20 protein-coding genes and 1 pseudogene are annotated in these 17,690 nt (G+C 34.6%); 12 read left to right on the top strand and 9 right to left on the bottom strand.

Annotation, left to right across the window (positions count from 1 at the left end):
* Window positions 1-93: 93 nt before the first annotated feature.
* From HHU08_RS10910 to HHU08_RS10895, 4 genes are all read left to right on the top strand, one after another.
* Entirely contained in the window at window positions 94-651 is a 558-nt protein-coding gene (locus tag HHU08_RS10910) for a GNAT family N-acetyltransferase (protein ID WP_016204674.1), read from the top strand.
* Between the two features lie 17 nt (window positions 652-668).
* Complete coding sequence (locus HHU08_RS10905; RefSeq protein WP_016204675.1) at window positions 669-911, top strand: DUF2164 domain-containing protein; 243 nt, start codon at window positions 669-671, stop codon at window positions 909-911.
* Window positions 912-1,182: 271 nt separating this feature from the next.
* Window positions 1,183-1,512 carry a YolD-like family protein gene (locus tag HHU08_RS10900; protein ID WP_169188426.1) on the top strand — a complete coding sequence of 110 codons (330 nt, stop codon included), beginning with the start codon at window positions 1,183-1,185 and terminating at the stop codon, window positions 1,510-1,512.
* Between the two features lie 16 nt (window positions 1,513-1,528).
* Window positions 1,529-1,894, top strand: a complete 366-nt coding sequence (locus HHU08_RS10895; RefSeq protein WP_016204677.1) for a hypothetical protein — start codon at window positions 1,529-1,531, stop codon at window positions 1,892-1,894.
* Between the two features lie 117 nt (window positions 1,895-2,011).
* On the opposite strand, the gene HHU08_RS10890 is transcribed toward HHU08_RS10895, so the two are convergent.
* Window positions 2,012-2,566, bottom strand: a complete 555-nt coding sequence (locus HHU08_RS10890) for an AAA family ATPase (RefSeq protein WP_169188425.1) — start codon at window positions 2,564-2,566, stop codon at window positions 2,012-2,014.
* Between the two features lie 160 nt (window positions 2,567-2,726).
* Here HHU08_RS10890 and HHU08_RS10885 point away from each other — a divergent pair, with 160 nt between their 5' ends.
* Window positions 2,727-3,584 (top strand): manganese catalase family protein, encoded by an 858-nt coding sequence (locus HHU08_RS10885; RefSeq protein ID WP_101730570.1) that lies wholly within the window; start codon window positions 2,727-2,729, stop codon window positions 3,582-3,584.
* Window positions 3,585-4,002: 418 nt separating this feature from the next.
* Window positions 4,003-4,605, top strand: coding sequence for a cupin domain-containing protein (locus tag HHU08_RS10880; protein ID WP_169188424.1), 603 nt, complete (start codon window positions 4,003-4,005; stop codon window positions 4,603-4,605).
* Between the two features lie 513 nt (window positions 4,606-5,118).
* Here HHU08_RS10880 and HHU08_RS10875 read toward each other — a convergent pair.
* Window positions 5,119-5,298 (bottom strand): hypothetical protein, encoded by a 180-nt coding sequence (locus HHU08_RS10875; protein ID WP_040344164.1) that lies wholly within the window; start codon window positions 5,296-5,298, stop codon window positions 5,119-5,121.
* Between the two features lie 167 nt (window positions 5,299-5,465).
* Here HHU08_RS10875 and HHU08_RS10870 point away from each other — a divergent pair, with 167 nt between their 5' ends.
* From HHU08_RS10870 to HHU08_RS10860, 3 genes and pseudogenes are all read left to right on the top strand, one after another.
* Window positions 5,466-5,948 carry a hypothetical protein gene (locus tag HHU08_RS10870; protein ID WP_016204681.1) on the top strand — a complete coding sequence of 161 codons (483 nt, stop codon included), beginning with the start codon at window positions 5,466-5,468 and terminating at the stop codon, window positions 5,946-5,948.
* An 89-nt stretch (window positions 5,949-6,037) separates the two neighbouring features.
* Window positions 6,038-6,493 (top strand): annotated as a pseudogene (locus HHU08_RS25695) (CBO0543 family protein).
* 33 nt (window positions 6,494-6,526) lie between these two features.
* Entirely contained in the window at window positions 6,527-6,997 is a 471-nt protein-coding gene (locus HHU08_RS10860) for a CBO0543 family protein (RefSeq protein WP_016204683.1), read from the top strand.
* Window positions 6,998-7,085: 88 nt separating this feature from the next.
* Here HHU08_RS10860 and HHU08_RS10855 read toward each other — a convergent pair whose 3' ends face one another.
* Together HHU08_RS10855 and HHU08_RS10850 are read right to left on the bottom strand one after the other, a co-directional pair.
* Entirely contained in the window at window positions 7,086-7,793 is a 708-nt protein-coding gene (locus tag HHU08_RS10855; protein ID WP_016204684.1) for a DNA alkylation repair protein, read from the bottom strand.
* Window positions 7,794-8,076: 283 nt separating this feature from the next.
* Complete coding sequence (locus tag HHU08_RS10850) at window positions 8,077-9,414, bottom strand: ISLre2 family transposase (protein WP_169188423.1); 1,338 nt, start codon at window positions 9,412-9,414, stop codon at window positions 8,077-8,079.
* A gap of 193 nt (window positions 9,415-9,607) precedes the next feature.
* On the opposite strand from HHU08_RS10850, the gene HHU08_RS10845 reads away from it, so the two are divergent.
* On the top strand, window positions 9,608-10,138 hold the full coding sequence (locus tag HHU08_RS10845) for a GNAT family N-acetyltransferase (protein ID WP_328823068.1): 531 nt from the start codon (window positions 9,608-9,610) through the stop codon (window positions 10,136-10,138).
* 152 nt (window positions 10,139-10,290) lie between these two features.
* The gene (locus HHU08_RS10840; RefSeq protein WP_224428245.1) at window positions 10,291-10,668 is read left to right on the top strand and encodes a CBO0543 family protein; all 378 of its coding nucleotides are present in this window, start codon (window positions 10,291-10,293) and stop codon (window positions 10,666-10,668) included.
* Window positions 10,669-10,923: 255 nt separating this feature from the next.
* Here HHU08_RS10840 and HHU08_RS10835 read toward each other — a convergent pair whose 3' ends face one another.
* A complete protein-coding gene (locus HHU08_RS10835) occupies window positions 10,924-12,576 on the bottom strand; it encodes an ABC transporter ATP-binding protein (protein ID WP_169188421.1) in 1,653 nt (550 codons plus the stop codon).
* Between the two features lie 230 nt (window positions 12,577-12,806).
* Window positions 12,807-13,652 carry an AraC family transcriptional regulator gene (locus HHU08_RS10830; protein ID WP_016204689.1) on the bottom strand — a complete coding sequence of 282 codons (846 nt, stop codon included), beginning with the start codon at window positions 13,650-13,652 and terminating at the stop codon, window positions 12,807-12,809.
* Window positions 13,653-13,933: 281 nt separating this feature from the next.
* Between HHU08_RS10830 and HHU08_RS10825 the strand changes: the two genes are divergently transcribed.
* Complete coding sequence (locus HHU08_RS10825; protein WP_016204690.1) at window positions 13,934-14,926, top strand: DUF3231 family protein; 993 nt, start codon at window positions 13,934-13,936, stop codon at window positions 14,924-14,926.
* A 334-nt stretch (window positions 14,927-15,260) separates the two neighbouring features.
* Here the strand turns inward: HHU08_RS10825 and HHU08_RS10815 are convergent, their stop codons facing one another.
* From HHU08_RS10815 to HHU08_RS10805, 3 genes are all read right to left on the bottom strand, one after another.
* Complete coding sequence (locus HHU08_RS10815; RefSeq protein WP_016204691.1) at window positions 15,261-15,704, bottom strand: cell wall hydrolase; 444 nt, start codon at window positions 15,702-15,704, stop codon at window positions 15,261-15,263.
* Between the two features lie 330 nt (window positions 15,705-16,034).
* Window positions 16,035-17,033, bottom strand: coding sequence for an NADP-dependent oxidoreductase (locus HHU08_RS10810; protein WP_169188420.1), 999 nt, complete (start codon window positions 17,031-17,033; stop codon window positions 16,035-16,037).
* A 40-nt stretch (window positions 17,034-17,073) separates the two neighbouring features.
* The gene (locus HHU08_RS10805) at window positions 17,074-17,409 is read right to left on the bottom strand and encodes an ArsR/SmtB family transcription factor (RefSeq protein WP_016204693.1); all 336 of its coding nucleotides are present in this window, start codon (window positions 17,407-17,409) and stop codon (window positions 17,074-17,076) included.
* Window positions 17,410-17,690: the final 281 nt, after the last annotated feature.

The raw sequence follows: 17,690 nt of genomic DNA, 5'->3' as shown, positions 1-17,690 counted from the left end.
CTATTGTGTTCACGAAGAAAAAAAGTAATGAACTTCCAATCGATTTCCCTTACAATGAAAGAACATACATAATTTAACTGGAGGGACACATAGATGTTTCAGTATACAATCAATGAGGATTTAACCTTAAGAGTGTTTCGTTTAGACGATGCGGAAGAATTTTTTCAATTAACAATGAAAAATAAAACTTATTTAAAAGAATGGCTCGGCTGGCTCGATTACACGCAAACAGTAGATGACACAAAAGAGAATATTCGCCAAAGGCTTCAAGGAATTCTTGAAACAGGAGGCTACCCAAAATCTGTTGCCATCCTGTATAAAGGAAGTATAACTGGAACAATCGGCTACAATGAGATTAACCGTACGAGTAAGATTGGGAAAATTGGCTACTGGTTAGGTGAAGAATATCAAGGAAATGGAATTATGACAAAAGCATGCCAAGCTTTTATTTCATATGGATTCACTGAATTAAATCTTAACCGTATCGAAATTGCTGCAGCAACCGAAAACAAAAAAAGCAGAGCACTTCCAGAAAGACTAGGGTTTACAGAAGAAGGAATAATCAGACAAGCGGAATGGCTTTATGACCATTATGTAGACCATGTTATCTATGGTTTGCTGCGCGAAGAATGGGAAAAGAGCCCAAAATAAAAAAAGGTGGAGTTACGATGTTTTATAAGCTTACAAAAGAACAGCAAAATGCCATGATTGCAGATATTCAATACTTCTTCTCACAAGAAAGAGAGGAAGAGATTTCTGAATTTGCCGCAGAAAGAGTACTAGACTTTGTGAAGGAATCCCTTGCTCCTCATTTTTACAATGCTGGGGTTAAGGATGCCAGAAAAATAGTCGAAGAAAGAGCAAGCTCTCTTGAAGACGAGCTATTAACGCTGGAAAGGCCTACTAAATAAGAGACTTTTGTTCTCTTTCTATCCAAAGGTGAGGCTCAGCCCTCTCCTTCTTTTTGTTCCTTTTCGAAAATCAACTCCCTATAGATTTGTTTCTATTCACAAAAAAGTATCGGACGTGATTCATCTTCCATTGTGTTCATACTCTGCGCATTTTTTCATTTACATATATTTGTTCATTTAGCATACACTAAAAACGAACAAACGTTCTTAAAAATATATTGAAAGGAACAAGCGTTCTAGTTATTATAATAGATAGAAGGAGTGTGTTTTCATGATTAAAGACCGTGGAACAAAAAAATGGGTAGCGCTAATGCTGCCAGAACATGTTGCTTCTGTGAAGGAAGAGCTATTAAATGAGAAGAAAGTGAAAAAACCAAAATTAGATCAAGAAAAGTTAAATGATATCGATTTACTGATTCACGAAGGAATGGAATACCATTTGTTCCTGCAATTTTCATTATTTAAAAATGGGTTTATCGAAATACTCATTGGAAGAACCGTTTTTATTGACTACATAAAAAGAGAACTTCGAATTGAGGAAGAAACCAATACCATTCACTATATTCCATTTCATCTGCTGATCGATGTGGAACGCTTGTAATTTAGAGGAAATCACCATGAATAGACTATCAAAGGAAGACACAAAAATACTGGAACATCTCATTTATTTGCCCCTCTTACTAACTGTTTTAGAAAGAGATTACCAGCAAGCAAAAACAACTCCCTTTAAACTTAATCAAGTTTATCTAAATTTAATTGAACATACGATGAAAAAAGTCCAAGATGACTTAAAAGGATTCAAGGAAAAAATGCGTCAAAAGAAAATAAAACTAATAAAGGGCAATTTGGATAAGAACTTTACCGAATACCATTACTATGTAGCAAACTATCACGAAGTCCATCGATTTGCTAATACAGAATTAAAAGCAAATACAGAGAAGTTATTATCTTACTATTTATTTAAGGAAAATGATGTTTTTTAAGATTTTTTTGCCTTATTAGATAAAAAAGATTAAAAATCCTGAGTGGAATGGAGCCGAGGAAACTGCACTCTTCACTCAGGAACCATATTTTTTAGCAGCATGTTTATAATTAATGCTCTAACCTTTTGTAAGATTAACAATCAAATCCCTAATAATAGGTACATCTTCTTCCTGCTTCACTGTGAATAGATAATCGGCTTCCCCTTCTGCTGGATCTAGTGCCATGCCCCCTGTTTGCTCATGCTGACGATTAAGAATCTCTTCGTAAGTAGACGCCGTTCTTAAACGTAATATATCCCGCTCACTTTTGGCAATTCGCACCTTTAGTAGGTCTATCGGAAGATTAAAATGTACAAGGACCGTCATAAAACCATTTGTTTTATAATATCGAAGCAATTCCATCCGACTTTCGCGATTACGATTAGCATTACTTAAAATAAGATGACAGTTAGAATGATTAACAGCATAATCCACGATTGTTTTTGTCAGGGCATGTTTAATATGATTAGCTCCATCCTTTGGCAAAAGTTTTTCATAATATGTCTGTAAAAATTCAGCATGATTATCTTGATCAATAACAAGCGCATTTCTAAGCCTGCTTTCTAGCATCTGGGCAAATGTTGACTTTCCACTGTGCGTCATGCCAACCGTCATGATGACTAACCTATTCATATTTTTCCCTCCATCAAATAATTACTACATTTACTCTAACAAAAGCAAACACCTTTTCCTATCAAAAAATTTCCATTTTTGAAGCTTCCTGTATAGCCTTATCCTCTTTTGGAATGATAAAAGGGATGTGCAGATTATGAAAAAGGAGATAGATGTACGCATGTATTTTTATAGAGAAGATTTAATCAATATGATTGTCCCCGACAAGCCAGATCCCAATGCCGCAAAAGTGTTGCAAGAAGCATTAGGTGGGCAATTTGGAGAAATGAGAACAATGATGCAGTTCTCTTTTCAAAGTGCCAACTTCCGCGGAAAAGCAAAGCAATATCGTGATCTTATCCGCGGGGTGTTTTTGGAAGAACTTAGCCATGTAGAACTTGTTCAATCCACGATTAATCAATTGCTGAACGACTCAGGTGAAAATATGCCAGGTAATTTAGCCAGTGACGGTGCACCTTTAGATGATGTAATCAAAGGCGGCGCTAACCCCCATCATTATATTATGGGCGCTAAATCCTCTCTTCCTGTTGATGCAGGGGGGAATCCCTGGAATGCATCTTGGGTATATGATCATGGGAATCTAATCGCAAATCTCTTAAATAATGTTGTTCTAGAGTCAACAGGAGTGCTGCAAAAATCACGAATTTATGAAATGAGCAACAACAAAACATTAAGAGAAACAATTGCCTTTTTAATCGTCCGCGATAACGCGCATCAAAATGCCTTCGCTAAAGCATTAGAAACATTAGGCGTAGATTGGGGAAAAATTCTTCCTGTTCCTAACTATGATATTAATAAATATCCAGAATGTCGAAAATATGTGGACATGGGCTTCCATAATGCACAATTTAATTTCAGGCTCGATAATACAAGAATCGGTGAGATTTTCCAAGGAACAACCCCTAGCCGAAATAACGGCGACTTGAATGTTGTTCCACCACCTCAAGGTTATCCAGTTCCAGAGCTACCAGATATGCCAAATGAACATGCACCTGGTCTTTCTGATTTAAATAATTAATTTTATATAAAAAAGAAGCTGAAACATAAGTATTTTCAACCAAATAACCCCGAACGATTATACGTACATGATAAGAAAAGTTCGTATAATTGTTTTGGGGTTTTATTCATTTTAAGAAAGACGGTTTGCGGTGATCACCTGCAGCCTGAAGGCACTTCGCTTTCCATGGAGCTGCGTGTATTCCGTCTGCTTTGTATTTCCTACTCATTATATTTTCTTTTAAAAAAATGATGGAACGAGTTGGTTTCGCCACGAAATTAGAGATTGTTCGTCTTTATCTATTATATATTTTGTTTTGTCCCAGTCTGTTTTTCTTGCCATTTCCTCTTTATCACCATTGTGATTTCAAAAGCATATAAAAAAATAAGATACTATTCCTTTTCTTTGTGCCAAAATTTATGTATTGGAGGCAAATTTCATGTCAAAGTCGGGCTATATTCCTGATAACACTAATATTCATCAATCAAGCGGAACTCCCAATCTTATTTATAATACGCGTGACAATGTGCTTTTTGAAAGAAATCCAGAAAATATCGCTTATAAAGTAACCTCTACTCAGTTGCCAGCCATGATTGGTGGGTCATTTGTCGATTTATTTTTAACAAAAGGACATATGAGAGAACCCCATTGGCATCCAAATGCTTGGGAATTGGATGTCATTGTATCAGGAGAAGCGATGATTTCCATTGTTGATCCTGATACACGGAAACTGCATCATTACCATGCAAAACCTGGTGATGTAGTATTTATACCAATGGCGTGGTGGCACTGGATTCGACCAGCCACAGATAAATTGCATTTACATCTCTTTTTTAATAATGACCAATTTGAAAGTGCGGAAGGTTCTGATACATTGCGCCTAACTCCGCCAGAAGTATTTGAAGCAGCTTATGGAATAGATTCAAAAAAGGTTGCTGATGCATTTTCAGCACTGAAAGAATCTGTTATCATCGGTCCGCCTGATTCAAGCCGAATCCAACCACCCATCAGCTTCAAAGCAAGAAAAAACGTCCCCAGATAAGATATCCATACACATTAATCAAAAAAGCATTGATTATTGAGCTTCCTTATTAGTTATATAAAGTTCAACTAACCATCAGTGGGGGTTTTCCTTGCTCCCCCACTGATGGTTAGTTGAACTAATCGGACCTTTACGGACAGTTAATCTCCCACCTTTCTTCCTCGTATACTCATAAGCTTGGGGGAGTCTTACTGTCCGTTAAGAGTGGGATAAAAAATCGCTCTACTCAGGATGAATGAGCAGAGCTTTTGCTTGTTCCTAGCTGGCAAAAATATTGGTTGTCCATCCACTTTATCATATGCATTCATTTCGATTTGGCTATTGAAAAACAGCATTTTTTTCTCCTGATTCTTGGAGAACTTACATAGTACAGATAACCAAATTTAATTTTAATGAAATAAGTGCATTATCTTACTTCTACCTCAATATATATGATCAGGCAGGTGATAATTTGATGTTACAATTGTTTCTAGAATTAGTCTCATTTCTAATCCCTATTAACAAATACAAAATCTAAAGTTTAATGGTTATGTTTGGAAACATTATGATAAAGACAGCAAGCAGTAAATATGTTTGCTGTTTTATCATCGAATCCCCTCTTCTAATCTCCACCGCTCCAACTTTCTTCGTTAAAAGGGCAACCCATTGTATATAAGAATCCCAAAATCGCAATCTAGCATTTATGTTTAGCAACTAACTCTTCCCATTCCTCTATAGACAACTAAAATCGTTACAAATATAAACACATTAAAAAAATACTTTTTAAGAATCATTTTGCATCTTTATAAATGACTCTAAATGTAAGAAATTACTATTTAAATTTCAGGTATAATTTAGTAAAATAAAGGAAATATTATGCAATGATAGGAGAAATGATCAATGTGGTTGGCTTAATAATTTCAATATTTGTTTTTAACTACTGTGCTTTCCGATTAAATAAACATTTAAACAAAAATCAAATTCTACATATCTATATTTTTTCCATAGCGTTTCAACTATTATTTGATATAATAATTGATTTTAAGCTTCATGCATATTGGTATTTTACGATAGCAATAGAGTGGCATGTTTTATTGTATGCTTTATTTTTAGTACCTCCAGTTAATATACTCTTTCTCAATTGCTTTCCATTCAAGAAATCTATTACAAAGAAAATAATTGCCATCTGCCTATGGAATTTTGCTTTCTTACTCTATGAATTCATTGCCCTTTTCCCAGAACCTTGGGGCTACTTCCATTATGGTTGGTGGAAATGGTGGTATTCCGCTTTACTTAATCCTTTTTTATTATATTTAGTTATTACATATTATCGTTTTATCCAAAAAATAGAAAAATCAATATAACTTAATAAACTAGGACTTCACTTTTCGGATACTTTCTTTCCTAATGGTAATACTATGATTAACTATCTATTTGAGCAGGTGAAGTTACCATGAATATGGAAAGATGGATTTTAGTCGGAATTATTGCAATAAGCATTCTTGCTATTTTCTTGTTTGTTCCGAGAAAAAAAGCTAGAGAAGCGTGGGTATTATTTTTATCCCTGCAGATTATCACTTGGCCTGCTGGATTACTTGCAGTTGAATGGAAAATGATTGACTATCCAATTCAGCTTTTCTCCTTTGCAAACGAATTTAATCGTTCTAGTTTTACGTTTGAATTTTTTCTTTTTCCCGTAACAGCGATTATTTTTAGTTAATACTTCCCTAAAAAATTCAGGAAAATCGGTACATTCTTTTATTACTTCCTCTTTGCTGGATTCTTCACTTGTCTGGAAGTTATCATAGAGAGACATACAGAACTCGTGGACTATCAAAGTTGGCACGGCTCTTATACACTAATATCCGTAATGGTCACATTATTTATTAACCATACCTATTATAATTGATTTAAAAAAGAGCTAAAAGGAACGGAAATATAAATGAATAAGGAACTAGTTATTTTACTTCTTTCATGGATTGTCTGTTTGTTTTTACTCATTAAATTTATTCCAAAAGAGAAAAAACGGTATTTTCAAATTATCTTTTTATTTGCTCATGCTACAGCATGGATATTTCAACTTATCCAAGTAAATATGAAGTTAGTAAGCTTTCCATACCGAGAATTTGAGCAGGCAACAAAAATGAGTTTCTCCCTCTATTATTTAGTTTTGCCGACCTTTGCTGTTTTTTTCATTCTTTATTATCCGGAAAAGAAGAATTGGATAAGAGTATGGATTCATTACCTAATTTTCAGTAACGGTATGCATCTTTATATGTTTTTAATAGAGAGAAGCAGTGATCTTGTGCATGATATTGACTGGCATTGGTGGTTTGCTGTCAGTATTGATCTAATTGTTTTATATCTTGTTAAAAAGTTTGCTTTCTGGTTTAGGAAAGGCTTTAAAGAATGACAATAAAACAAAAGGCCAAATTTCCCTTTTTGACTATAGGGGAATTTGGCCTTTGTTTCGCTATTCTACTTGGAAAGTTTGATTAGGTTTAACATCTTACATATTTACGTTTAAAGCCAAGCATGCCTCTATCTACTTCCTTTTGAATTCTTTCCGAAACATTAGAAACAGTGCTTTTTTTCTTGCCCTTCTTAATTTCCACTAATCCTACATCTTTAGCAGTTTCGACTGCTTTCTCATGAAGGGGCACAAAGGAAATAGCCACAGTAGCAATAAAGTTATTCATCGCCGATTTCACCGTATCTGGAGATTGGTGAATTGTATTTTTCACTTGATCGAGCATACTCGCAAGCTTACTTTCACTAAATTCAGCGTCCTGTCGATTTCCTAAAAGCCAGCAATAACAACTCCACCCAGCTGACATTCGTAGTTCTTCCCCGCTCTCAATCCATCTATCAGCAACAGCTTGGGCAAAATTTGTTTCTGCTAAAGATACTGCCACCACGAAATCGGACAGCATATAAAAATAAGCAGCATCTATCCATCGCTCAAAATCTTCCTCTGTCATAATTGGAGGATCACAAATGACACCAGCAAAATACATGGCATCATAGTTACCCGTTGCATATAACTCTTCAGCTAAAGGCTGATTTTTCTTTATTTTTCTAGCAATCGGCTTCATCGCCCCAGTTGCTACACCAAAAACTGGCTCCTTAGCACCATTGTTCATATACATCTTTTTCAGCCTTTCCTTTCCAAGTGCTTCGAGTTCTTGCATAACGGTTTCCAAATCCATTGTATCCCTTCCTCCTCCAAAATTCTTGCATGTTATTCTTACAGACGCTTCCTTCTATCATGAAAATATAGAAAAAAAAGGATTTATCCGTTCGTTTGTTGAAGTATGTACTAAAGTCTATTGTATTTACTATTAAGGAGCATTGTCAATGAAGCATACATTCCCGATTGAGTCAAGTTTTTGTGGGAGTTTTTTTAGCTCCCTTTTTTATAAAGTAAAACCTCTAAGTTTGTATCCGCTTTCCAATTGGTTTTGTTCTTCCAACTGTTGATTCTCTCATTTTTTAAAAACCTTTTAATCCCTGTAAGGCAAAGTGAACGGGTTTTCCAATCGCTTGATTTAAGTATGGCATGTTCTGACGCACGGTTTCTGTTACTAATTTTGTGGGTATTTTTCTTTTCGGTCGATGCTCTTTCTTTGATTTTTCCGTGGCTTTTTCCCATTTCCCATATATCGTTTGGATGGATAGGTCATCCTTCAATCCAATCCACAAGCGCGCCATGCTCATGACCCCTTTTTTGCTCCATGCTCTTCCATTCTTTAATCGTTTGGCTAATTGATTCATCATCGCCTCTGCACTTCCCATTGGACGATACGCTGTCGTGTCCACACCTTTTTCCTGTAACCAACTACGGTAATCTTTTATGGTTTCCTGATGATGCGTTAAAAAGGCAAGGAAATGCTCTAGTTTTTCTTCTTCTTCTGGTGTATCCATTGTTCCTACTGCGCTATTCAACTCTAGAAGTAATGTTTCTACCTGGTAGTTTCTTAACGCTCTTTTCATGTAGCGGTATCGAGGATGGCTCTTCATTAGTTGCTTCATCGAACGAGCGACATGAAAACGGTCCATGGTGAAAAAGGCGCGTTCCCGAAAATACTCCCGACATGCCGTTATCCAGCCTGCTCCATCACCATTAATAATAAGCAAGGTTTGGGTAGGATCATACGCATAATGATTCTGTAAGAACGTTTCAAAAGCTTCCCAAAAGGGTTCTTTTCCTTCATAAAGAAAATGCCTTTTATTTCGGAGCCTGATTCGCTTTCCGTTTTCTTTCCATCCCTCGTGTACAGCGGCGAATTTCAACTCCCATCCACGCTTTTTCTTTTCTTGACTCTTCACATATAATCCATCTACTTCTACAAACAATACCTTTTGAAAAGGGCGTTTTTCCTTAGCGGGAAGTACGCTTGTTTGAAGAAGATGTTGCCGTAATGCTTCGTGGCTCATCGCCGAATAGCCTAAAAATTGTTCGAACGTTTCCACCGCCTTTCGATAGGAGGAGCCATTCGTCGCTAGTTCTAACCCCCATTCTTCTAGTAGCGGACTAAATCCCTTATTCCCCTGAAACTGTAAATAGTGATCTAATAGACAAATATATTTTTTAGTCACACGATCAAAATAATAATTACGCTTCAGCTCCACAGCTCCAAACGCTGTATCTAATCGTATTTCTCGTTTATCACGTAAAGCAAATCTTCTTTTGTCTCGTTGCTTGGCAATCTCTTGATCCCAATTTTCTAACGTTTGAATAAGGATTTCTTGAAACGTCATTTGTAGTGTTCGAAATAAAGTTTTTTCCAATTCTTTTAATGATGGCATTTTTGTGTTACATTGATTCATGAGAGCCTCTCCTTTTCGTAGTTTTCGCCAAATTCTACTTTACAAAAGGATGCTCTCTTTTTTAATGCTTAATTTTTTCCAGCTACCGCGCTCTCGCTTGGTGGCCTTTTTGTCTAGTTGGAGGACGCGTCCCCCAACTAGACAAAAAGGATATTTATTCTCCCACAAACATTTTACTCATACTACATTCCCAATTATCGAAACAGAGCGTTTACGCTTAAGAAACGTAACTTCTGAAGACGCTAAAGATATGTTTACATACTTATCTGATCAAGAAGTTGTTCAACATATGGGGCTTGAACCATACAAGTCTGTTGAGGATGTCTTAGAGGAAATAGATTGGTACAAATCAATCTGGGAAAAAGGCACTGGAATAAGATGGTGCATTACATTAAAAAATGAGGATACCGTGATCGGTAGCTGCGGTTTTCTAAATAGGCAGCCAAAGCATTATAAATCCGAAATAGGCTACGAATTAAGCAGAAAGTATTGGGGCCAAGGCATCGCCGGCGAGGCGTTAGAAGCTGTGCTTGCTTATGGATTCCAGCATCTTAACTTAGAAAGAATCGAAGCATTAATCGAGCCATTAAATATATCTTCACAAAAATTAGTGGAAAAACACGGTTTCTTACGTGAAGGTTTATTAAGACATTATGAATATACATGCGGAAAATTTGATGATTTATATATGTACTCTATTCTTAAGGGAGATTTTAAGGATTAACCAAAGCCCTGTTCTATGAGCAGGGTTTATTTAAAGTTTATCGCTATCATAGTCTTACCATATACTTCAACTTATTCCCCATTAAAAATTCACGATGAAAAATTCTACTTTGGTTAAACTAAAATTAAAACAAAGGAGAATGAAGAATTACGATGAAGAGACAAAAACATGAAAAAATGTTCTTAAGAATTTTATGTGTGATAGGAATTGGTTCTTTCTTTCATCTACTTCGAAAACCTCCATTAAAAGATTGGCTGATTATTTTCTTACTGAAAAGTTATATAGCCTCTATTTTAGATAATCTTTTAGTAAAAAAAGGATATCTAACCTATCCAGTAAAATTGTTAAAAACATTTGATGTTAGTGTACTATTTAGCTATCTGCTTTTCCCTGTAACTTGTATCTACTACAATCAAGTAACGAAAAATTCAAGCATTGCAGGGACATTGATGAAGACCTTATTGTTTAGCGTTCCCTCTACATTTGCTGAACACTGGATCGAAAGAAAAACAAATTTAATTAAATATTAAAAATCTTGGACATCCGCACATAGTTTTCTTTCAATCGCAGGAACGTTTTTATTGGTGAAATTAATAATGGGCTTGATTAGCAAAGCGGCTATTAGGCAATCAGGAGAGAACTGATTGCCTTTTATTCCATTTTACTATCTTTCTTATATCCTTTTGTCGCTAAGTATAAAACTTCGTAAAAGCGAATGTAAACTTGCTACTGTTCGTTTAGATTATTAATTTATCTTCTATATAAAAGGAACGACTTCATAATTCTTAAGATTTTTCTAAACACATAGTTCCATTGTCAATTTTATGAAAATTACCGTCTTTGTAATGAAATATAATGTTCATATAATGTAAATATGCATCTGAATGCTCAATGAAAATGCATATTTTATTCATTCGTAAATCAGCCAAATTCCGAAAGATTTTCTCTGCGGTGCTTATATCCAATGAGCTAGACAACTCATCAAAAAGAAGGATATCAGAGTTTGGTTTAGCTAGCGTTTGGGCAATAAGAACTCTCTTTCTTTCTCCTCCAGAAAGTCTGCTACCATTCATACCAATTGGGATATCCTGATGCCGTTCTAAAACATTTTCAAGACAACTTAATGATATCAATTCATTGAATTGTTTTCTTGTTATGTTAGGATTGGCTAATTTGATATTTTCCTCGATTGATAAATCAAATAGATAGGCATCCTGCATTAAATAGGAGACATGAGGCTTCGCGATTGATTGACCACCTTTATAAAATTCCACGCTATTTTCCCCTGTATCATACAACTTGGATAAAATCTTCGCTAAGGTGGACTTACCACATCCGCTAGGTCCCATAATACATATGTTAGCTGGTTTCGTGACAGTAAAGCTCAGATTATCAATAATATTTTTATTTTCATAAGCAAAAGATAGTCCCGAAACTTCCATTGTGTCAATTGATTCAGCCACAGCATTTAGGAGACTATCTTCTTTAAGGGAAAAAATACTGTATATACGGTCAAGGGAAATGCGAAGTTTTGTTGTTTTATTGCGAATCTCAACAATTTCTAAAAAAGGGTCTGTCAGCATATGGTTATATAATAAAATCGCAAGCATACTACCAATTGAGACCTGTTGTTGGTGTACCATAAATGCAGATACGATAAGGATTGTTCCAATTGATAGCATGAACAATAAACCAATAAGATTTTCTGAAATATTTTCAATGTAGCTTTGCTTTATATTAATCTTCTTTAATTTGTTATTACGCTCCTGTACTTTCGTTGTATAATGTTCTTTATATTGAAAAACTCGAATGGTTTTGATACCAGAAATCCCTTCCAGAAAAACTTTCCACAATTGATGCGATCCTTTTCTTTGGTTGGTAATATTGAGATCTGTTCTTTTTTGAATTGCATGAGAAGCAAAAGCTGTTATGATACCTAATGGAACCATTATAAACGTAAGCTGAATGTTAATTGTAAGCATGTAAATCAAAGCAGTACAAAAAGAAGTAAAGGCAAAAACAGATTGGATAACAGGCTTCATTAGTTGATTATTAACATAGGTACAATCTTCCATTAAAATATTGGATGTTTCAAATACATTCTTTTTCTCTAATGCCAATAGTTCTGCATACATCAATTTTCGAAAAAGTTTTAGCTGTAGATTATTTCCAACATTGTATTGTACATAGTCTGCCATACTTCGGGAGATTGCTTGAAAACAATAATTTATAACTTGAAATAATACATAAAGACAGCCAAAATAGACAATTTGACTTGCTGTTGCTTCTTCCGAAAGACTGTTAACAATCTTCTCAACAAATTTAATTGGTACTAATGCAGTGATAGCAGAAATGATTAGTAAAAAGATTGTAAATAAAAACAGCCACTTTAATCTAGTTGTACTATGATCTCGAAAACAATTTATAATTTTTTGCATGATCTACTTCTTCCTATTCCATTAATTTTAAGTTTTTTCTCCTTTGCCATTTATTAGATATAAAAAATCATGTGATTTCATTCACAAAATATATTAGAATTAATAGATTTATTTAAAATTTTAAAGTAGCGGAAAAACATTGTCAATATATCCCAACACTTTCCTAACAAACAGCCCTCTCTATGAAAAAAGAAGGCTTTTTGTTATTCAAACCAACATTTATAAAAGTCTTATTTAGAAATGATTGGCACCCATAATTCATGCCGTGGTTTGTGTCCTGGCCCATAGTAACATTCCATGCATGGTAGATTGGCAAGTTCATAACCAGATGTAGGAACCCACTCGGCATATAATCGTTTCCAGGCTTCTACAATATTTGGAAAAACAGCCCATGTTGCTGGTGGAATAATTAATGTTTCCATTCCTTCCCTTGCATCGCCATCATACCGAACACCCGTAAAATAATTAAATGCTTCATCCATTATGGCCGCTTCTTTCCCACACACACCCAAGATCCCTTCCAGCGAACACTTTGGATTTTCCCATGACAGATCAATCAATTCCTGCATAAATCCATCTTTTTTCGCCTTACTCCAAATCGTTGGAATTGTTTTAAACGCTCGACTTGTTTTAACCGAATTACTCTTCCCAATGATTCTTAATTCAAAGTCTAAATTTTCGATTCTATATTCCATTTCCGTATCTCCTTTTATGGATAACTGAAAGGAGATTTTAGGAAAGGCCTTCAGTTGTGTTCCTTGCTGGCGGCATTCCGAAGGTTTTATTCCATGTAATTTTTTAAAAGCGCGAGAAAAAGCATCAGCTGATTCATACCCATACATATTCGCAATCTCTAAAATTCGCTTATCGCTTTTTTGCAACTCAAACGCAGCAAGAGTTAAGCGTCTGCGTCTAATATATTCGGATAAAGAAATTCCTGATATAGATGCAAACATTCTTGAAAAATGAAATTCCGAACAATAAGCAATCTTCGCTAATTGTTTGTAGTCTATTTCTTCTTCTAAATTCTCTTCTATGTAGTCTAAAACATTGTTCATTCGATCAAGCCAATCCATACATTTCCTCCTTTCGTTATCTATTTTAAGAAAATGAAAGACGTTTCGTACGACATTTATTGCCTAAAAAAGTAGCTTTTATAGAGGTAAAGGACAGCTGTGGCATGACTCCACATTCGTGGAATAATATTTGTTGCTTTTAGCAAAAAAAGAAATTTTAGATTCTCTCCGTTCTTTCCTCTATTTCAATCTATAAGCTCCCTTCATCTCCTTACAAAAATTAATAGCAAAAAGATATTTAGGGCATACTATCATCAGTTTAATAAATTGGAGGTCCATCTATGAATAATAAGCAAAGATTAACTTCTTCAGAAATTACAGGATTGTGGACGCAATATATTCAAAATACCATGTCGACTTGCATTAGTAAACATGTTTTAGCAACAGCTAAAGATCCAGAGATTCTTTCTCTTTTTAAATTTACTTTAAATCTCTCTCATAAACATTTAGAAATGGTTAAAGACTTTTTTAAGTCTGAAAATATAGACCTTCCAAATGGATTTACAGAAAATGATGTTCATTTAAATGCTCCGGCTCTATTTACAGATAACTTTTGGTTAATTTACATACATGATATGACCTTACATGGTCTATCCGGATACACTCTTTCTTTTAGTAATTCCGCCAGAAAAGATGTCCGAAACCATTTTTATCAATGCAATATTGATACAATGGATCTTTATAATAAATCAATTGAAGTTCTATTAGATAAAGGAATCTATCAACGATCTCCTTATTTTTCTACAAAACAAACTGGAAAGTCTCCTACCCAACTAACCTATATAATGGACTCATTTGGAGACAAAAGGCCTTTGAATACTATGGAGGCAGGAAATATTTATTTTAATTTAAAGAAGAGCATTGTAACGAAAACACTACTTAATGGGTTTAAACAAGTTATTCAAGATAAAGAAATTCTTAAGTTTATGGAGCAGTGCTCACAAACAATTCATAAGAACATCAGTATTTTCACTTCTTTATTTGAAAAAGAAAATCTTCACTCTCCAAACTTACTAGATGGAGAAACAACAAATTCTGTAGTTGCACCTTTCTCAGAAAGACTAATGACCTTTCATATAGGTTTTCTATTTCATTTAGCAGCAACGTATTATACAACTGCCATGATAACAAGCATGAGAATAGACATACTAGGACATTGCGACGCAGCCATTTTAAGAGATTTAAAAACAATTTCGTTGTTCGGTAAACTAATGATTAAAAAAGGATGGATGGAGCAATTACCAGAGGCAGATGACCGAACAGAATTAACTTAATTTTATATTTACATTAAGAAGAACAAGAAACATAAATAAAAGAGATGCCGTTTTAAATGGACATCTCTTTTTTAACCTTTCATTTGAATTAATCGTAATCCATTTAAAATAACGATTAAAGCTGCTCCTGTATCGCTTAATACTGCCATTCAAAGAGTTAACATCCCGGGAATATCATTACTAACGCAATAATTTTAATAAGAATAGAGAACCAAATATTTTGTTTAATGATTGCTTACTTAGTTTGATGGTGTGTGGAAGGATTTTGAAGGTCTTCTTGCACTAGCCAACCTTTATAGTAAAAGAAACTTAAATAACAATTAGAAAAGGAAGCTTAACCTCCAATATAAACACTTTCACATGTTCCAGCTTTTGGTTCATAAAAACAGTGATCTTTATATTGACCTGCAAAAGGTTGGTCATACCATGTTGGAGGGCACGGAGCATATGGATTAAAATACCAAAGAGCATATTTCCCTGGGTGCTCTCGCCAATAATCTAAATTTTGTTTTGCTAATTTCTTTTCAGCAGCTCTGGCTCTTTGATAAAACACATTCCCTTTTTGAACCGCTTCAAAAGAATAATTTCCTCCTTGTACTTGAAAAATGACTTGTGAAATGGTTCTTAAATCTACAAAATCTGTACAATCCGCTTTAAGGCGATTAACAATTACATTTCCAACGTATAACATTCCTTGCGGTCCTTCACCTTCGGCTTCTGCTCTCATCATCCTTGCCATTAAGTCAACATCTGAACTTTTGTAACTTACTCTTGGCATTTTGTCACCCCTAAAATATAGTATGAAAAAGTCTTTATTGAAAAGTTCTTATTTTATAGTTTTATTCAACGAAACCCCCGTAAATTCCCCAAAAAATAAATGTTATTCCTAAATTAAGAAAGAATACTAGTCCTTATGTATTAGATCAACGAAAGCCTTCCAGAAAAATAGTTTAAATGAAGCTATCACAAGATGATTGTTGAGATTTAACAAAAAACCAGAGTAACAGGAGAAACTCTGGTGAAAATTTATTATCTATTTAAATTGGGATAAGTCATAGAAAATCATGAGAAATAGGTAAGCTAAAACTTTTTTCGCTTCGTTTGATAACTATCTGACTTTTAAAATAATTTTCCCTTTTGCCCTGCCAGACTCCGCATATTCCATCGCCTTTTGAGCATCTTTAAAAGAGAATACTCTATCAATTACAGGTTTGATTTTACCAGTCTCTATAAAGTCTGCAATGATTTGTAATTGTTCTCCACTTGGCTTCATAAACAAAAACGTATATGAAACATTATGTTTTTTTTCAAGTGCCGTAAGTTTATGACTTGCTGCTGAAAACAATAATGTTTTAATAAATCCTGAACCATATTCTTTACCAAAACGAGCATTCGGCACTCCGGAAACGGAAACAATTTTTCCTCCGTCTTTAATAATATCGAATGATTTTTCGAGTATCTTGCCCCCAAGTGTATCAAATACGGCATCATAATCTCTCAGTATCTCTTCAAATTTTTCTGTTTTATAATTAATAATTTCATCTGCACCAAGAGATTTTACTAAATTCGTACCAGCTTCACTAGCAGTTGTTGCAACAGTGGCACCCATTAATTTTGCCAGTTGAATGGCAAAGGTTCCAACTCCACCAGCTCCAGCTTGAATCAAAATCTTTTGTCCTTTTTTTAATTGCATGATGTCGTGTAACGCTTGATAAGATGTTAAGCCAACCAGAGGAATTGATGCAGCTTCTTCAAAACTCAAATTTTTAGGTTTTAAAGCTATATCATTTTCATGAATAGCAATATATTCTGCGAAAGTACCGATCTTACTCTTACGTGGACGTCCATATATTGCGTCACCAACTTTAAAACGCGTCACTTTTGAGCCAACCTTTGCTACAATACCAGAAAAGTCATTACCTAGGATAAGCGGCATTTTATACTTAACTAACAATTTCACTTTCCCATCCCGTATTTTAAAATCAATAGGATTAAAACTAGCAGCATGAATTTCTGCGAGTACCTCATATTCACCCATTTCAGGTGTGGGCATTTCTGTCAATTGCATTGGGACTTTCCCATACCGATCTATAACCATTGCTTTCATAATCTATACCTCCAAATAATGTATATTTCTATTTATAATTTCAATAAAAGTCCTTCATTAACTTTTCAATATCCAACACAAGCGTTTTTAATAAACTTAATTTCGTCCGTACATTAATATAATAAAAGTTTTTTGTTCCTTCTTTACGCATTAAAATAATACCAGCATCTCGCAAAATTTTAAGATGATGTGACACAGCAGGACGAGAAAGATGTGTTTGCTCCGTAATTTCACCGACACGTAAGCCTGTTTGACAATCCGTTCCCATTAAAACTAACAAGATAGATTGCCGTGTTTCATCCCCAATCGCCAATAGTACTTGCTGACAATTAACAAAATCTTCTTTGATAATAGCTAGTTGATCCTGCTTATTCATTCATTTAATACCTCCAAATTCGGTTTAATGGTTTAAGTTGACGAACCGTATTACCGAATCCAATACTATATTATTATTGGACTCGGTGCAATATTGAGAAAGAAAATCGAGACGAATCAAATCATGTGTTTAAAATAAAACCCTAGGCAAATGGCTAGGGTTTGTAAAGCATACAGCGTCTATTAAAAGAGAGAATATTTTCTTTAATATCGACATACCGGATAGCTGATTGTATTTTATTCCTAATGAAAGCTGCTTGTTAATTTAACCAGAATAGGAAG

The organism is Niallia alba (assembly GCF_012933555.1).
Classification (GTDB): Bacteria; Bacillota; Bacilli; order Bacillales; family Cytobacillaceae; genus Niallia; species Niallia alba.
Note: the sequence above shows the minus strand (reverse complement) of the source record. Positions and strands in the feature narration are given on the sequence as shown.

Excerpts from the sequence above, each read along its gene's own strand:
- HHU08_RS10910 (WP_016204674.1), top strand. The coding sequence starts at position 94 with ATGTTTCAGTATACAATCAATGAGGATTTAACCTTAAGAGTGTTTCGT.
- HHU08_RS10905 (WP_016204675.1), top strand. The coding sequence starts at position 669 with ATGTTTTATAAGCTTACAAAAGAACAGCAAAATGCCATGATTGCAGAT.
- HHU08_RS10900 (WP_169188426.1), top strand. The coding sequence starts at position 1,183 with ATGATTAAAGACCGTGGAACAAAAAAATGGGTAGCGCTAATGCTGCCA.
- HHU08_RS10895 (WP_016204677.1), top strand. The coding sequence starts at position 1,529 with ATGAATAGACTATCAAAGGAAGACACAAAAATACTGGAACATCTCATT.
- HHU08_RS10890 (WP_169188425.1), bottom strand. The coding sequence starts at position 2,566 with ATGAATAGGTTAGTCATCATGACGGTTGGCATGACGCACAGTGGAAAG.
- HHU08_RS10885 (WP_101730570.1), top strand. The coding sequence starts at position 2,727 with ATGTATTTTTATAGAGAAGATTTAATCAATATGATTGTCCCCGACAAG.
- HHU08_RS10880 (WP_169188424.1), top strand. The coding sequence starts at position 4,003 with ATGTCAAAGTCGGGCTATATTCCTGATAACACTAATATTCATCAATCA.
- HHU08_RS10870 (WP_016204681.1), top strand. The coding sequence starts at position 5,466 with ATGATAGGAGAAATGATCAATGTGGTTGGCTTAATAATTTCAATATTT.
- HHU08_RS10860 (WP_016204683.1), top strand. The coding sequence starts at position 6,527 with ATGAATAAGGAACTAGTTATTTTACTTCTTTCATGGATTGTCTGTTTG.
- HHU08_RS10855 (WP_016204684.1), bottom strand. The coding sequence starts at position 7,793 with ATGGATTTGGAAACCGTTATGCAAGAACTCGAAGCACTTGGAAAGGAA.
- HHU08_RS10850 (WP_169188423.1), bottom strand. The coding sequence starts at position 9,414 with ATGAATCAATGTAACACAAAAATGCCATCATTAAAAGAATTGGAAAAA.
- HHU08_RS10840 (WP_224428245.1), top strand. The coding sequence starts at position 10,291 with ATGAAGAGACAAAAACATGAAAAAATGTTCTTAAGAATTTTATGTGTG.
- HHU08_RS10835 (WP_169188421.1), bottom strand. The coding sequence starts at position 12,576 with ATGCAAAAAATTATAAATTGTTTTCGAGATCATAGTACAACTAGATTA.
- HHU08_RS10830 (WP_016204689.1), bottom strand. The coding sequence starts at position 13,652 with ATGGATTGGCTTGATCGAATGAACAATGTTTTAGACTACATAGAAGAG.
- HHU08_RS10825 (WP_016204690.1), top strand. The coding sequence starts at position 13,934 with ATGAATAATAAGCAAAGATTAACTTCTTCAGAAATTACAGGATTGTGG.
- HHU08_RS10815 (WP_016204691.1), bottom strand. The coding sequence starts at position 15,704 with ATGCCAAGAGTAAGTTACAAAAGTTCAGATGTTGACTTAATGGCAAGG.
- HHU08_RS10810 (WP_169188420.1), bottom strand. The coding sequence starts at position 17,033 with ATGAAAGCAATGGTTATAGATCGGTATGGGAAAGTCCCAATGCAATTG.
- HHU08_RS10805 (WP_016204693.1), bottom strand. The coding sequence starts at position 17,409 with ATGAATAAGCAGGATCAACTAGCTATTATCAAAGAAGATTTTGTTAAT.